Annotated in this window: 14 protein-coding genes and 4 pseudogenes; 11 read left to right on the top strand and 7 right to left on the bottom strand. The window is 68.4% G+C overall.

The features are described 5' to 3' along the window. Positions 1-25: 25 nt before the first annotated feature. Both ACTWQO_RS24545 and ACTWQO_RS24540 read left to right on the top strand, forming a co-directional pair. Positions 26-88: pseudogene (locus ACTWQO_RS24545) on the top strand (hypothetical protein); the annotation flags it as partial. Positions 89-129: 41 nt separating this feature from the next. Next, positions 130-276, top strand: a complete 147-nt coding sequence (locus tag ACTWQO_RS24540; RefSeq protein WP_443239506.1) for a hypothetical protein — start codon at positions 130-132, stop codon at positions 274-276. A gap of 92 nt (positions 277-368) precedes the next feature. On the opposite strand, the gene ACTWQO_RS24535 is transcribed toward ACTWQO_RS24540, so the two are convergent. Beyond that, a complete protein-coding gene (locus ACTWQO_RS24535; protein WP_443239505.1) occupies positions 369-1,325 on the bottom strand; it encodes a hypothetical protein in 957 nt (318 codons plus the stop codon). A 62-nt stretch (positions 1,326-1,387) separates the two neighbouring features. Continuing rightward, positions 1,388-2,428 carry a hypothetical protein gene (locus ACTWQO_RS24530; RefSeq protein ID WP_443239504.1) on the bottom strand — a complete coding sequence of 347 codons (1,041 nt, stop codon included), beginning with the start codon at positions 2,426-2,428 and terminating at the stop codon, positions 1,388-1,390. A 307-nt stretch (positions 2,429-2,735) separates the two neighbouring features. Here ACTWQO_RS24530 and ACTWQO_RS24525 point away from each other — a divergent pair, with 307 nt between their 5' ends. Then, a complete protein-coding gene (locus ACTWQO_RS24525) occupies positions 2,736-2,933 on the top strand; it encodes a hypothetical protein (protein ID WP_443239503.1) in 198 nt (65 codons plus the stop codon). 173 nt (positions 2,934-3,106) lie between these two features. Beyond that, positions 3,107-3,262 (top strand): annotated as a pseudogene (locus tag ACTWQO_RS24520) (transposase); the annotation flags it as partial. A gap of 26 nt (positions 3,263-3,288) precedes the next feature. Here ACTWQO_RS24520 and ACTWQO_RS24515 read toward each other — a convergent pair. Beyond that, positions 3,289-3,911 (bottom strand): annotated as a pseudogene (locus ACTWQO_RS24515) (transposase); the annotation flags it as partial. Positions 3,912-3,970: 59 nt separating this feature from the next. Between ACTWQO_RS24515 and ACTWQO_RS24510 the strand changes: the two are divergent. Both ACTWQO_RS24510 and ACTWQO_RS24505 read left to right on the top strand, forming a co-directional pair. Then, positions 3,971-5,146, top strand: a complete 1,176-nt coding sequence (locus tag ACTWQO_RS24510) for a serine hydrolase domain-containing protein (protein WP_443239502.1) — start codon at positions 3,971-3,973, stop codon at positions 5,144-5,146. 5 nt (positions 5,147-5,151) lie between these two features. After that, positions 5,152-5,942: pseudogene (locus ACTWQO_RS24505) on the top strand (IS5 family transposase). Positions 5,943-5,970: 28 nt separating this feature from the next. Here the strand turns inward: ACTWQO_RS24505 and ACTWQO_RS24500 are convergent. Beyond that, positions 5,971-6,387: an NUDIX domain-containing protein gene (locus tag ACTWQO_RS24500; protein ID WP_443239501.1), complete on the bottom strand. Its 417-nt coding sequence runs from the start codon at positions 6,385-6,387 to the stop codon at positions 5,971-5,973. 77 nt (positions 6,388-6,464) lie between these two features. Then, positions 6,465-7,451 (bottom strand): sigma-70 family RNA polymerase sigma factor, encoded by a 987-nt coding sequence (locus tag ACTWQO_RS24495; RefSeq protein WP_443239500.1) that lies wholly within the window; start codon positions 7,449-7,451, stop codon positions 6,465-6,467. Between the two features lie 163 nt (positions 7,452-7,614). Between ACTWQO_RS24495 and ACTWQO_RS24490 the strand changes: the two genes are divergently transcribed. The 3 genes from ACTWQO_RS24490 to ACTWQO_RS24480 are packed head-to-tail and all read left to right on the top strand — an operon-like array spanning position 7,615 to position 9,935. Further along, positions 7,615-8,337 (top strand): SDR family NAD(P)-dependent oxidoreductase, encoded by a 723-nt coding sequence (locus ACTWQO_RS24490; RefSeq protein WP_443239499.1) that lies wholly within the window; start codon positions 7,615-7,617, stop codon positions 8,335-8,337. Between the two features lie 15 nt (positions 8,338-8,352). Continuing rightward, positions 8,353-9,132, top strand: coding sequence for an SDR family NAD(P)-dependent oxidoreductase (locus ACTWQO_RS24485; RefSeq protein WP_443239498.1), 780 nt, complete (start codon positions 8,353-8,355; stop codon positions 9,130-9,132). Between the two features lie 41 nt (positions 9,133-9,173). Further along, a complete protein-coding gene (locus tag ACTWQO_RS24480; RefSeq protein ID WP_443239497.1) occupies positions 9,174-9,935 on the top strand; it encodes an isocitrate lyase/PEP mutase family protein in 762 nt (253 codons plus the stop codon). Between the two features lie 237 nt (positions 9,936-10,172). On the opposite strand, the gene ACTWQO_RS24475 is transcribed toward ACTWQO_RS24480, so the two are convergent. Then, a complete protein-coding gene (locus ACTWQO_RS24475) occupies positions 10,173-10,802 on the bottom strand; it encodes a hypothetical protein (RefSeq protein WP_443239496.1) in 630 nt (209 codons plus the stop codon). 239 nt (positions 10,803-11,041) lie between these two features. Between ACTWQO_RS24475 and ACTWQO_RS24470 the strand changes: the two genes are divergently transcribed. Both ACTWQO_RS24470 and ACTWQO_RS24465 read left to right on the top strand, forming a co-directional pair. Then, positions 11,042-12,181, top strand: a complete 1,140-nt coding sequence (locus tag ACTWQO_RS24470) for a sensor histidine kinase (protein WP_443239495.1) — start codon at positions 11,042-11,044, stop codon at positions 12,179-12,181. 14 nt (positions 12,182-12,195) lie between these two features. Beyond that, the gene (locus tag ACTWQO_RS24465) at positions 12,196-12,828 is read left to right on the top strand and encodes a response regulator (protein WP_443239598.1); all 633 of its coding nucleotides are present in this window, start codon (positions 12,196-12,198) and stop codon (positions 12,826-12,828) included. Positions 12,829-12,904: 76 nt separating this feature from the next. Here the strand turns inward: ACTWQO_RS24465 and pstS are convergent, their stop codons facing one another. Further along, the gene (pstS, locus tag ACTWQO_RS24460) at positions 12,905-14,050 is read right to left on the bottom strand and encodes a phosphate ABC transporter substrate-binding protein PstS (protein WP_443239494.1); all 1,146 of its coding nucleotides are present in this window, start codon (positions 14,048-14,050) and stop codon (positions 12,905-12,907) included. Positions 14,051-14,178 lie beyond the last annotated feature (128 nt).

Here is a 14,178-nt window from a genome sequence, read left to right as displayed (position 1 = left end):
CGCAGGCCCCGCAGCCGTCGACCGGCTGCTGACCCGCACGATCACCGGCGCGGCAAACCACCCGTCATGGCTGCGCAACGTCGCCGCCAACCCTGAAGTGCGCCTGAACCTCGGTGGCGAGGAGGTCCCATGCGGGCCGCCATCTTGTCCTCGGAGAAGAAGAAGGAAGTGTGGCCGAAGCTGGTCGCCGCCTACGGCAGCGACGCCGCCATGCAGCGCAAGACCGACCGGGACATCCCTGTCGTGCGGCTGAGCCCGACCCCCGACCGTGGTTGACGACGCATGGCATCTCGACGTGCGGACCCTCCTGTGCGGCTGTCGCAGTTCGCGGACGAACACCGCCGGGCGATCGCCTGACGGCATTTTCCTCAAAGACTCACGAACCGCCCTCTCAGGCAGGGGCTGCTCCTCACCGCTCGAATTTGGTGTCGGGTCGCCTGCTTTCCGGGTGGGAGACCTCTGGTTGACGCTGAGAGGGCAGCGGACGGAGCACGGCCGTGCGATTGGCTGTTGATCTGCTTCGGGGAGCAGCCGACCAGGGCGGCCATGTAGGTCATGCTGATCTGGTGCTCGCCCTTGTGCCATCGAGTGGGTACGGGTGCGCGACGTTCCACGAGCTGATCCAGATAGCTCCTCAGCCGCCTCATGGACTCCCACGTGCCGACGGTCTGTTCGGCCTGCTCGGTCAGGCGTTGCATCTCCGCCTGGGCGGACACGATGTCGTCGGCGAAGTCGTCGACCACGCGCAATGCCCAGATCAGCAACGGCCCCATGGTGACCGGAGCGATCGGCTCACGGCTGTTCTCCCCGGGACCAGGGCCGGGCGTGGCAGGGAGGTAGTCGTCAACGCCATACCGGTGCCAGGGAGGCTTCACCAGTCCGGCCGGATGGGCGCTCGCGGCGTCGAACGCCCACAAGCGGTTCAACGCGACCAGTTCCTTCGTACCGTCGTTGCGGGTGGCTCCGGGCCGGCGGGCCAGGTGTGCGGCGTACGCGGTGAAGGTCTCGGCCGTGCACGCGCCGAGGCCGGATGTCCCCTGGGCGGTGAGCCAGTGGGCGAAGCGCTGCCACCGCCGCACGGTGTCGTAAATCCCGTGCGGTCCCAGGCGGGAGTGCCAGGCTGGGTGACCGACCAGAACACTCGCCGGCAACGCCGTATTGATCATCATCCAGGCCGCCATACGCATCTCTTCACGGAAGGCGTCCGGGAACTTCGACCAGTCCACGCCGACCCGCGACGCACTGGGGTTGGCGATCAACGGGGCGAGAGACCAGACGTCGTCGCCGTAGATCGAGATCGGGACGGGCCCGGGCGCGAGGATCAAGGACGGTGCGGTGACCGGAGTTCTCCATCCTGGCAAGGTCGGCATTTCGGAGGGCAGAGCGGTCACAAGTCGTAGTCCCCATGCAGAAGTTGATCGATGACATCACGGTCGGTGCCGCTGACCGAGGCGAGCGCGGCGTCCCACACGGGCTTCCCGACCCGGTCGCGTAGATCAGTGAGCCGGGCATGGGCATCGGCCCAGTCCGCGTCCCATACCGCCGGTTCCACGACGCCGCGCAAGGTGCCCAGCGCCTGGTGAAGGTGCGCCAGGCGAGGGTGATGGGCGGGCGTGACCCGCGCGTTCGGGCAGGCCGTGCACAGCAGGAACGAGGCGGCGCAGCTCTGGCCCGGCGGGCCGAACGGACTGTGCTCGTAGTCGGCGCAGCCCGCCGTCGCCGTCTCCCGCTCCCCGGCCCCGGACTTCTCGGTCAGGCGGGCGGCGAACACCGTGCGATGGGCGGCAGCCACCGCGTCCAGGGCCCCGTCGGCGATCACCGGCACGGCCGCCTGCTGGACTTGCGGCTCCGGCAGCACGTAGACGCTGTCGTGCGTGTCCTGGGTGTTCTGCCCGGGCTCGCGCCGGTGCAGCACGTTCACGGTCTTGCGGATGCGCTTGAGCGGAGAGCCGGACGGCCCTGCGGTAGGCCTGTCCCTCGTGCTCGGTGGTCTGGTGCCAGACCAGCAGCCGGTCGATGTCCGCACCGAGTAGCGCCAACACAGCCCGCGCGTGCGCGGTCGCTCCAAGGCCTCGCTGATGATCCGCCCGGACGAGTCGGCGCCGGAATCGGTGAGGTTCCGGCTCTCGAAGCGGCCGCGGTGACCTGCGCGGCGTCGCTTCTCCAGCCGCAGCCGGTAGACCGGCATCCCCGCCTCCGCCGTGCCAGGCAGCGTTTCCGGCACGGGCATCTCCGAGATCGGCGTGGAGTTCAACCCGAGCTCCGCGGCGATGAGCACCGCCAGCGCCGCCGTCTCCTTGCGGCTGAGGAAGAACCGCTTCCAGGTGTGCTGCGCCGAGTCGCCGCCCAGAGCCGGACGGTACCGACGGCGCACCCTGCGTCCCCACTCGTACAGCGGGACATCGCCGGTGCGCGCCAGCACGTCCACGGCCTCCCCGACCAGCCACTCCCGGTGCCTGGCTCAATCGCGCCCGCGCGCCAGGCCGCCAGACGGTCGGTGTTCTCCCGGATCCGTAGCAGGGCCGAGCGGAACGTGCGGCGGGCCGCGACGCGGACTTCCTTGAACTCCGCAGGTCCATAAGCCTGTTCACGGCTGGCTCCCACACGAACCGTGTGGCCATCGCCTCCCGCACCGACTACGTGAGCCGGGGATCCATCTTGAGTAGGCCGGCGATCGATGCGTACTTGCTGTAGCCGTTCGCCCGTGGCGGCACACTCAGCCGCCACGCGCTCCAGTGGGCCGTCGTCAGCCGGACCACGTCCTGCGGCACGTCGTCCAGGCCGGCGAGGAACCCCTCAAGGACCTGCGGACGCTGATGCGGACCATCGGGCAAGGCGGCCGTGCGGCCACGGCGGCTCACTGGGCCACCAGCGATCACGGCTGCGACCGCAAGGGTGGCGGCGCCCAACTGCTGGAGTGCTCAGGGCCGTGAATGGACGGATGAGCTGCCGCTGCCGGCCCCCGCGGGTGAAAGGTCTCACGGTCCTGCCCGTCATCGGTCGGCTCAGAGGGCATGTGATCCAGGTAGTTGGTGTTCTGGGATGTTCGTGTGACTGCCGACGCTGGTGGTCGTTGCCCGATGTGTGAACGGCAGCGCGCGTGCGTGATCTGCGAGAGATCGTGAACGCGATCCTGTACATCAACCGCACCGGCATCCCGTGGGAGTACCTGCCGAACGACTTCCCGCCCTACAAGACGGTGTACGACTACTACGCCAAGTGGGAAGCGGACGGCACCACGCAACAGGTCCATGATCTGTCACGGGACAAGACCCGCCGAGCCTACGGCCGCAGCCGGCCGGACGGAGCCTCGCCGGTGTTGGCCAAAAAGCACAGCAGCGGGTGGAAGCCGAAGCCGCCCTTATAGGTGGATGCAGCCTGTTGTTTCTCCGAGTGGCAGGTGACCAGCGTGGCATCGAGGTCCAGGACCAGACCGGTCAGTACACGTCCCGTGGCCCGGGCCGCGGGTATGCCCTCACGGTGCTCGGCGGCCTGCAGCCAGGCGACTTCACGGGCCTGAGCGCGGGCAGAAGCCAGCGAGGCGAGCGCGGTGTCATCGACATTGGCGGGCAGTCGCCAAGCCGTCGGTGTCGAGGCGACTGGGCCGAAGACCCCCGCCTGGTCCCGCAGTACGGCCAGGTCCGCGATGGCCTCGCCGCCGTCGGCAAGCATCACCGCCAGATCGGTGGCGATCCGGCCCGGATCATGTCCGGTCCCACGCAGCCGAAGCGGCCTGAGAGCAGCGGAGCACATGGCGGTCAGCCCGTGGCATCAGCAAGATCTGCCAGCAATCGTGCCCCGGCATGCCTGACCACACCTGAACCGTCGGCACTGACCTGAACCTTGGGACGCAACCCGATAGCCTGCACGTAGAAAGTGCCCTCCGCCTGGAACCGAACAGAACCCCTCAGCAAGGTTCATCGTCCCAGGCCAGGAAGGCACTTTCGTATGAAGGAAAATGAAGTCAGTTATGAGACTGAGAAAGCAAAGATTGCGGCGGATCACCTGGGTAGTGCCGATGCTGTCGCTCCTGGCGCTGGCCGGGTGCACCGAGGCGGCATCGTCGAAGTCGACAGCAACGCCGACGGCCAGGACGGCGACCGTCGATTGCGACCAGATCGCAGGTAGCGGCCGGACGTTCTATGAGAGCAATCCGACGTACACGGATCCCCGGGACGACAGTGCGGACTGGTCGCCGGCCTCACCGGAGGAGCAGGGGATGGATTCCGCCCTGTTGCGTACGGGGCTGACCAAGCTCGGGAACAACGCATCGTTGTTCAGCGCGCTGGTCATCCGACACGACCGTCTCGTGGCCGAGCGGTACTACCACGGTAGTGGCGCGCAGCGGAGCAATAACGTCCACTCGGCGTCGAAGAGTATTCTGCAGGCGCTGGTCCATATCGCCATCGCGAAGGGCTACATCGGAAGCCTGGACGACCCGGTGGCCGACTATCTGCCGGAGTACTTCGGCAACGCGTCCCCGGATAAGAAAAAGATCACCATCCGACACATATTGTCCATGACGTCGGGTCTCGACTGGACGGAGGATTCGACCGAAAGCCAGGTCGAGATGGCGTCGAACTGGGTCCAGGCGATTCTCGGCCGTTCGCTCGTTTCCGTCCCTGGCGCGACGTACAACTACAGCAGCGGCAATACGCACGTCGTCTCGGCCGTGCTGCAGAAGGCCACTCACATGAGCACCTGCCAGTTCGCCCACCAGTACCTGTTCGAACCGATGGGCATCGCAGCCGAGCATTGGGGCCGTGACCCGCGAGGCATCTTCTCCGGCGGGTACAACGTCTACCTGACGCCCCGGGAAATGGCCAAGTTCGGCCTGCTCTACCTGCACGACGGCAAGTGGGCTGGCCAGCCTCTCGTGCCACATGGAGCGGTGCGGGCGGCGCAAGCCCGGACCACACAGGTCGACGACACATTCGCCTATTCCGAGGGTTGGTGGATGCACACCATCTCCGGACGCTCTATGTACTTTGCCTGGGGATACGGCGGGCAGTTCATCTACGTAATCCCCAGTGCGGACATCGTGCTCGTGACCAGCGAGAACACCAGCAACACCAGTAACAACAAGGAGATCAACTCTAGGGCGTTCATTCGCGACTACCTGCTGCCCTCCATAACCGGACCCTGATCTCGGTGCCCCGCGCGTGGTCGAGGCGCGCAGGGGCACCGAGATCGGCATGGCCGTCGATCCGACCGGAGCCACCGGTACGCGCTCAGAGCGGAGGCCGACGGAGGTGCGATGACCGCGCGGTGCTTGCTGCGATCATCTTCGTTGCCACCTCCGGCCGCACCTGGCGGCAGTTGCGCCGGTCTTCGGCGCCTCCTGGCAGACGGTGCACCGACTGGTCGGCCGCTCGGGTGTGGGCCAAGTTGCACCGGGTGGTGCTGGATCGGCTCGGTGCCAACGGTGAGCTGGACTGGTCGCGTTGTGCGATCGACTCGGTCAGCGTCCACGCGGTCAAAGGGGGCCCTTGACCGGACCGAATCCGACCGATCGCGGCAAGTTGGGGTCGAAGATCCATGTCATCGGTGACCGCAACGGGCTGCCGATCTCGATCGGGATCTCCGGCGCCAACCTCCACGACAGCCAGGCCCTGGTGCCGCTGATGCGGGGCATCCCGCCGATCCGCTCCCGCTACGGGCCCAGGCGTCGGCGTCCGGCCAAGCTGCACGCGGACTAGGGCTACGGCTTCGACCACCTGCGCAACTGGCTTCGGCGGCGTCAGTTCGTGCCTCGTATCGCTCGCCGCGGGAAGGAGACCGCCGGCCGCCTGGGGCGGCACCGTTGGGTGATCGAGCGCACCATGTCCTGGCTGAACGGATGTCGACGCCTGCACCGCCGATACGAGCGTAGGGCGGAGCACTTCCTCGCCTTCGTCGGCATCGCCAGCACCCTCATCTGCTACCGCCGCACCATCGTGTGACGACCTCCAGCCCGGCTCTGCTGGGGAGCTAGGTGCGGGCGTACCAGTCGGCGATCGAATGCTTGTAGCTGTCTGGCATGCGCAGGCCAGCCACCTCCTCAGCCGCGAAGAGGCCGATCTGCTTGTGCTCGTGACTGACGACGGGTGCCACCTCGGGGGTAAGCACGTTGCAGCCATAGGTGACGATGACCACCCGGCGCTCAGGAAGCGCCTGCGGCAACGGCTGGTAGATCCACACGTCCAGCAGCGGCCCGGCCTTGACCGTCCAGCCGGTCTCTTCCTCCAACTCGCGTTCCAGGGCGGCTTCTGGCGTTGCGTCGGACGGCTCCAGCCGACCGCCGGGCAGCTCCCATTCCTCCCGCTCGTTCTGCAGCAGCAGCACGCGCCGACGGGCGTCCATGGCCACGGCCTTGACCGAGACCGGCCAGTTCAGCGAGGCAGCCATCGCGATCCTTGGGGTCGACGGCGGGGCAGTGTTCTCTACTCATCTTCCACCGACGGACGACCAACTGAGACGACTTCTTAGTCGAGTGTCCGAGGCAGGCCGAAGTACGGCGCCACCGCCGTCTCGAACCGGGTGAGCTCGCAGATCCTGTCGCCGGCGAGCCCGACCACGATGACGCCGGCGAGGTGGAGGCCGTCGGTGATCTGGTCGCGCACATACTCGCCCCATGCGGGCTGGCCGTTCGCCCGGACGGGCACCATCCGATCGATGCGCCCCAGCAGGGTGCGGATGACGCTGAAGAAGCGGTGCACGTCGTCGCTCCCGCGGTATTCGAACGGAAGAGGCGGCATCCGTACCCAGATGTCGTCGGTCATGAGCGCGATGAGCGCGTCGACGTCGAGTTGAGTGAAGGCCGCGACGAAGCGGTCGAGTAGCGCACGTTCCTCCGGCCCACCGGGTGAGGGTGGTGGCGGGACGGGGGAGCGAGTCGCGTTCATCGTCGCGCGGGCGCGTTTGAGGGCGCTGGTGACCGCGTCCTCGGTGAGCCCGAGCAGCTTGGCGGTCTCGCCGGCGCGGTACCCGAGCACGTCGCGCAGCAGGAGCACGGCGCGCTGGTTCGGCGGCAGGAGCTGGACCGCGGTGACGAACGCGAGCGAGATCGCCTCGCGGGTCTCGTATTGGGCCTCGGGTCCCGGCGCCTGATCGGAGAACTCCTCCAGCAGGGCGTCGGGATACGGCTGCAGCCAGAGCACCTCACCCAGGCGGCTTGGCTCCGGCAGCGGTACCGACACCGGAGCGGTCACCGGCTGCCGGCTGGCCGAGCGCAGCAGGTTGAGGCACCGGTTCGTCGCGATGCGGTAGAGCCAGGTGCGCAGGGACGAGCGCCCCTCGAAGCCGTCCACGCCGAGCCACGCTGCCAGGAGCGTTTCCTGCAGCGCGTCCTCGGCGTCCTGCAGCGAACCGAGCATGCGATAGCAGTGCACCCGCAGTTCGCCCCGGTGCGGCTCGACCAGGGCGCTGAACGCGTCCCGGTCGCCGGCTCGCGCCCGTTGGAGCAGTTCCATCTGCCACCTCCGTCTGGATCCTCCGTCGTACTGACACCGGCGGGCAGCGGAACTGGTCGCTCTTGGGGTGCCCAATTTACGGGGGGCGCTGTGTCTGTCCTGGTGAACGTGTCCGCAGCGGCAGCCGCCGCAGTGGACGGTCCGCATCCATCGGGAGAACGGCATGACAATCGCAGACAGAACCATTCTGGTCACCGGCGCCAACCGCGGTATCGGGCAGGCGCTGGTCGAGGAAGCCTTGCGGCGAGGCGCGAAGCGGGTGTACGCCGCCGCGCGCCGGCCCGTGGCTCATCCGGACGAGCGGGTCACTCCCGTGACCCTGGATGTGACCAGCGCGGCGCAGGTGCGGGCAGCTGCCCAGAGCGTGGATTCGCTCGACGTCCTCATCAACAACGCCGGCGTGTGTCTCCCCGACGACCTCAGCGATCCTTCCGCACTCGAACAGCACCTCGCCGTCAACCTCTTCGGCACCTATGGCGTCACCCAAGCCTTCCTGCCGTTGCTGATTCGTTCTCAGGGAGCCATCGTCAACGTGCTGTCGCTCGCGGCACTCGCCACGGTGCCGATCACTCCGGCATACGCGATCTCCAAGGCGGCGGCGTTCTCCCTGTCCCAGTCGCTGCGTGCCCTGTTGAAGCAGCAGGGCGTGACCGTGCACGCCGCCCTGCCCGGCCCCGTGGACACCGACATGATCCGAGACTGGGACATCCCGAAGACCTCTCCGCAGGCCGTCGCGCAAGCCATCGCCGACGGCGTGGAGAACGGCGAGGACGAAATCTTCCCCGACCCCTTGTCGGCGGCGCTGGCGGAGAGCTGGCGCACCGGTGCGGTCAAGGCGCTCGAGCGCCAGAACACGGCACTGCTCGACGCAGTGCCGGCCACCTGACAACCAGGAGCAATAGTGCTGCTCGAAAAGAAGAACGCGATCGTCTACGGAGCCGGCGGTGCCGTCGGAAGCGCCGTCGCTCAGGCCTTCGCCGCAGAGGGAGCACGAGTCTTCCTCACCGGACGAACCAGCGCCGCACTGGAGGTGATCGCCGACGAGATCCGCGCCTCGGGTGCCGTCGCCGAGGTTGCCACGGTGGATGCGCTGGATGAGGACGCCGTAGAAGCGCACGCCGATGCGGTGGTCGAGGCCGCCGGCTCGCTCGACATCAGCTTCAACGCCATCAGCCTGCCCCAGACGGGCATTCAGGGCACCAGGATCGTCGATCTGTCCCCCGACGCCTTCGACTTGCCCATCGCCACGTACTCCAGGGCCAACTTCCTGACCGCCAGAGCCGGCGCACGGCGGATGACCGAGCAAGGGACAGGCGTGATCGTGACGCTCACGGCGAGCCCGTCACGGACGGCCGTCCCACTCATGGGAGGCATGGCACCGGCATGGGCGGCGATCGAAGCACTGTCCCGAGGGCTGGCCGCCGAACTCGGACCGCACGGTGTCCGAGTCGTGTGCCTGAACGCGGCGGGGATGCCGGAAACGCCGCAGCTGACCGAGGTGTACGGCTTGCACGCCGCTGCCTACGGCATCAGCCGCGACGCGTTCAGCGGCCGCATGGCCGACCTGACGCTGCGCAAGCAACTGCCACCGTCGCCGAGATCGCCAACGTCGCCGCCTTCATCGCCTCGGACCGCTGCAGCGCGATGGCCGGGGCCATCACCAACGTCACCGGCGGTTTGATCACCGATTGACGGTGCGTCCGCACGACTTGAAGGAAAAACATGACCGCTGACTTGAAGGCGTATGCCGTTAGGCTCCGCGAGCTGCATCACGCCGATGAGATGCTCGTTCTGCCGAACGCGTGGGACGCGGCCACCGCCAGGATCATGGCTGAGACCGGGTTCCCCGCGGTGGCAACCACGAGCGCCGCGATCGCGGAGATGCTCGGTTACCCCGACGGCCAGGGCGCGCCCTGGCAGGAGATGTTCGCCGCGGCCGGCCGGATCGCCCGCGTGGTGGAGGTCCCGGTCACGGTGGATGCCGAGGCGGGATACGGATTGCGGCCTCGGGAACTGGTGGACCGGTTGCTGGAGATCGGTGTGGTCGGCTGCAACCTGGAGGACACCGACCACCCCGCGGGCGGACTCGTCGACGCCGGTGCGCATGCCGAACGGCTGTCGGCCGTCCGAGCCGCCGCGGACGACGCCGGGGTCCCCATCGTTGTCAACGCGCGCGTCGACGCCTTCCTGCCGGGAGCCGGGGTGGCCGAGGAGGAGCGGGTCGCGGAAGCGGTCCGTCGAGGCCGCCGCTACCTGGAGGCAGGGGCTGACTGCGTCTACCCGATCGGTGTCGGCGACGAGCGGGACCTCGCCACCCTGGTCGCCGAATTGCCCGGGCCGATCAACGCCAACACCAGGCCGGATGTGCTTGACCTGGCCAAACTCAGTGCGCTGGGCGTAGCGCGAGTCTCCTATGGCCCTCGGTTCTACCGCCAAGCGCTGGCCGGTCTGAAGGCCGCGGTTCGTCAGGAACTGCTGACCTGACGACGAGCCCGACCGGCGTGTGGTCCTCCGCGCAGCGCTCACGCCGCGCACCATTCGTCGTGGTGCGCGGCGTGAGCCGTTGGGTCAGCCACCGCGGAGGGGACGCGCGGTTCGCGGAGCAGCCGAACTCGTTGTCCCGGCCCCGATCTTCGTGTCCGGCGGCGCGCACGGTCGAGCCGGTCGAAGCGGGCGTCCATCAGCCCGCGCAGGCTTTCGCAGTGGTTCTGCGGGGAGTCGTCAGGCAGCGTGAGCATCACTTCGTGGAACGCCGGCCCGGTCGGTCGTCGGGGAGGACTGCCACAGCGCCGCCGAGAGCCATATCAACGTGGCGCCGACGACGATGTGCAGCGCGCTCGTGAACACCGAGTCGGGCAGCGCGATCAGAAACGCGAACAGCGGCACTGCGACGGCGTACGCCCATGACGGCACCTTGGGGAACCTGCGGGCGCGGATCGTCGCCGCCCCGAACAGGGCGCAGCCCACCGCGAAGACGACGGCCGAGCCGAGGAGTGTGGGAATGGTGAGGCCCGTAAGCTCCGCGTCGATGACGTCCTCGTCGAGGTAGAACAGCACCAGATTCGAGGTGAACGCGGCCCCGCCGAACAGGCCGAGGCCGATGAGGTTCACGACGTAGGCGGTCTCTCCGAAGCGGCCGGTTGCCTGGCTCTGTCGCTGGTGGAGCGCGCTGAGGAACGGCAGGGAGAACGCGGGGGAGAGGGCGAGGAGGAAGCTGGTCGCGGCGGTTTCCCCGGTGAACGCCTCGACCAGTGAGGGCAGGGCGATGAGTAGGCCGCACAGCGCCCCGCAGAGGGCGCCGAGACGGGTGAGCCGGGTGGAGACCGGTGCGGTGCTGATCGGTGAGGACATGTGGGCCACTCCGGTTCGTCGAGGGGCAGGTCAGGGCCGCAACGGTAGGGAGTGGCGCGTCAGCGGAGGGAGGTGCACAGCGGCGAAAGCGGCCGCGGGAAGTCACCATCGCACGGGCGGCACGGGTGCCGTTCGGCATGTGCCGTTCGGCCATACCTGTCCGGAGCTTTCCCGTCCGTGTCGCTCCGGGTGCGGACCCGGCCTAGCCTGGCGGCAGCGTCGGGTGGGTGGGGGTGTGCATGGCGGCGTATGTTCCTGTCCCGTGGGTGTCGCCGCTGCTGTACGGCGCGGTGCTCGTCGGCGGTCTCTACTACCTGGCGGCGGATCTGGGCGACGGTCCCGGGCTGGTGTCCTGGCGCACGGCCGGCTTCGTGGCGGGGCTCGCGGCCCTGTTCGCAGTGGAAGCGGTGGGGCGCCGGTGGAGCGAGGCCAGGGTGCCGCTCCTGCTGGCCCGGTTCGGCCTGACGGCCGCCGTGGTCGCCCTGGACGCCTCGGAACTGTCCCAAGTGCTGTTCGTGCTGCTGCCGTTCACCGCCTACTTCGCGTTCGGCCGCACGGTCGCGCTCGCGCTGGCGGCGCTGTGCGTGGCTGGACTGCTCACCGGCTATCTGCTGACCGCCCCCGGCTGGTACCGCGACATGGAGTACGTGTCCGACCTGCTCATGCTCGGCATCGGCCTGGTGCTGGCGATCTCGATGGCCGCCGTCGCCGTCGGCGAACAGCGGGCCCGGCGTGAACTGCAGGAGTACGCCGCGCGGGTCGCGGAGCTGTCCGCCGCGACCGAGCGAAACCGGCTGGCCCGGGACATCCACGACAGCCTCGGCCACCATCTCACGGCGATCTCGGTGCAGTTGGAGATCGCCTCGGAGTTCCGCACCCTGGACCCGGACGCCGCCGGACGGGCGATGACCGAGGCTAGGCACTCGGTGAAACTCGCGCTGGGAGACGTACGACAATCCGTGCGCGCGCTGCGCCACGAGGCCGCACGCCCGTCACTCTCAGCCGCACTCGAGAGCTGGGCGCGCGACGGCGATACGGGACCGTGCGTCACCGTCGAGGTGACCGGCGACGAGGACGGATACAGCACGGCGGAACTGACCGCGTTGTACCGGGCCGCGCAGGAGGGGCTGACCAACGCGCTGCGCCACGCGGGAGCCTCGCGGGTGTCGGTGGCCGTCCGGCTGACCGAACACGGCGCGCGGCTGGCGTTGGCCGACGACGGCTGCGGCTTCACGCCGGACGCGACCACCGCCGGATTCGGCCTGACCGGCATGAAGGAACGGGTGCACCTGGTGGCAGGCAGCGTGGACATCGACAGCAGACCGGGCGAGGGCACGCGCCTCACGGTTGTCGTCCCGCGGGGCGGAGGCGAGCGGTGAGTGAGGAGCCGACGATGGTGCGGGTGCTGGTGGTGGACGACCAGCAGCTCATCCGGGACGGCATCGCATCGCTGCTCTCCATCAGGCCCGGCATCACCGTCGTCGGCACGGCGGTGAACGGACGGGAGGCCGTCGCGAAGGCGGTGGAACTACGGCCCGACGTCGTGCTGATGGACGTACGCATGCCGGAGTTGGACGGCGTCGAGGCCGTCGCCGTGCTGCGCGGCCGGGCGCCGGAGTGCCGGGTCGTGATGCTCACGACGTTCGACGACGAGGAGTACGTCGTCCAGGCGCTGCGGGCGGGCGCCAGCGGCTATCTGCTCAAAGACCTGCCGGCCGACGAACTCGCCCACGCGATCCGCCTGGCACACGCCGGAGTCACCCAGCTCGACTCCTCGGTGGCCGGCCGCCTCGCTGCCGCCCTGCCGCCACCTGCCCCCGTCCCGGCCCCGACGGTCGCCCTCAGCCCGCGCGAGATCGACATCCTCCGGCTCGTGGCGCGTGGCCGGACCAACCGGGAGATCGCCACGCAGCTGTATCTCAGCGAGGGCACCGTCAAGAACCACATCTCCCGCATCCTCAGCCGCCTCGCCCTGCGCGACCGCACCCAGGCCGCACTGCGCGCCCACGAGCTGGGCCTGCTGTGAAGCCCACCGCGAAACCAGTTCTCTGCGAGCCACTAGCCTGGAGCACAAACTCGACCAACCTGCCTGGGCAGTACAGCTAGGACAGGTTGTTGATCTTGCTGCGGACCTTGTTGACAATGGTGGCCGGGAGCGTCGCGTAGCCCTGGAAACTCAGGTCCTCCTGGCCCTTGGCGCCGGCGATGTACGTCAGGAATGCCTTGGTGGTGGACCACGTCGCCGGTCTGTTGCCCTTGTCGCAGACGATCTCGTACGTGACCAGGTCGATCGGGTAGGCGCCCGGGGCCTTGGTCGCGTAGTCGAGCTTGAGCACGAGGTCGTCGTCGGTGCCGGCGATTTTGGCATCGGCGAGCGCCTTGGAGGCCGTGAGGACACTGGCGTCGACAGGAGCGGGGGCGCCGGTGGCGATCGCGACCGTGGGAATGGTGCGGGCGAGCGCATACGACAACTCGACGTAGCCGATCGCACCCTCGGTCTTCTTCACGTGTTCGGCGAGGCCCGATGAACCCTTGGCGGACTGGCCGCCCTTGGCCATCCACTCCTTGTCGTGCCCGTGCGACCAGGCGCTCGGTGCGGCGGCGCTCAGGTAGGAGGTGAAGTTGTCCGTCGTGCCGGAGGAGTCGGAGCGGTGTGACGCCTGGATCGGCGTCGACGGCAGCTTGGTGTCGGGGTTGAGCTTCGCGATCGCGGGATCGTTCCACTTCGTGATCTTCGCGTCGAAGACCTTGGCGAGGGTGGGGGCATCCAGGACCAGCTTGCTGACCTCGGGCAGGTTGTAGGCGATTGCGATGGGGCCGCCGAGCATCGGCAGGTGGACGGCTCGACCGCCGGAGCAGACGCTCTTGGACTGGGTGATCTGGGTGGCGCTCAGTGCGGAGTCGGAACCTGCGAAGGCGGTCCTGCCCTTCAGGAAATCGGTCTGGCCGGCACCCGAGCCGTTGCCTTCGTAGCTGATCCGGCTACCGGGGCAGGCCCGCATGTAGTTCTTGATCCAGAACTGCATCGCGAACTCCTGGGCAGTCGAGCCGGAGGCCGACACAGTGGCCGCCTTGCCGCACCTGACGCCGCCGGCACCCGTGGTGGCGGCGGGCGAGGCAGCCATGGGCGTACTGCCGGAGGGCCGGGAACCGCCGCTTGAGCCGCAGGCTGTCAGGAGCAGAGCGACGGAGACACCCGCCGAGGTGACCGCCAGCGTGCGCAGCCCGCTCTTCCGCTGAAGCTTCACTCTTCGGTGCTCCATTCTGTAGGCCGCCAGGGTCGGCGCAGTACGGGGGTGACTGTGGATCGGGTAGCAGTCATGACCGCTCCCTCAGAATAACCATGTGTAGCGTGTCAGTCGCTTTGAGTAATCAC

This window comes from Streptomyces sp. 4N124 (assembly GCF_052245395.1).
Lineage (GTDB): Bacteria > Actinomycetota > Actinomycetes > Streptomycetales > Streptomycetaceae > Streptomyces.
The sequence above is the reverse complement of the archived record's forward strand: the minus strand, read 5'-3'. Positions and strand labels throughout refer to the sequence as shown.

Coding starts and splice junctions, on each gene's coding strand:
- ACTWQO_RS24540 (WP_443239506.1), top strand. CDS start 130: ATGCGGGCCGCCATCTTGTCCTCGGAGAAGAAGAAGGAAGTGTGGCCG.
- ACTWQO_RS24510 (WP_443239502.1), top strand. CDS start 3,971: ATGAGACTGAGAAAGCAAAGATTGCGGCGGATCACCTGGGTAGTGCCG.
- ACTWQO_RS24500 (WP_443239501.1), bottom strand. CDS start 6,387: ATGGCTGCCTCGCTGAACTGGCCGGTCTCGGTCAAGGCCGTGGCCATG.
- ACTWQO_RS24495 (WP_443239500.1), bottom strand. CDS start 7,451: ATGGAACTGCTCCAACGGGCGCGAGCCGGCGACCGGGACGCGTTCAGC.
- ACTWQO_RS24490 (WP_443239499.1), top strand. CDS start 7,615: ATGACAATCGCAGACAGAACCATTCTGGTCACCGGCGCCAACCGCGGT.
- ACTWQO_RS24480 (WP_443239497.1), top strand. CDS start 9,174: ATGACCGCTGACTTGAAGGCGTATGCCGTTAGGCTCCGCGAGCTGCAT.
- ACTWQO_RS24475 (WP_443239496.1), bottom strand. CDS start 10,802: ATGTCCTCACCGATCAGCACCGCACCGGTCTCCACCCGGCTCACCCGT.
- ACTWQO_RS24470 (WP_443239495.1), top strand. CDS start 11,042: ATGGCGGCGTATGTTCCTGTCCCGTGGGTGTCGCCGCTGCTGTACGGC.
- ACTWQO_RS24465 (WP_443239598.1), top strand. CDS start 12,196: ATGGTGCGGGTGCTGGTGGTGGACGACCAGCAGCTCATCCGGGACGGC.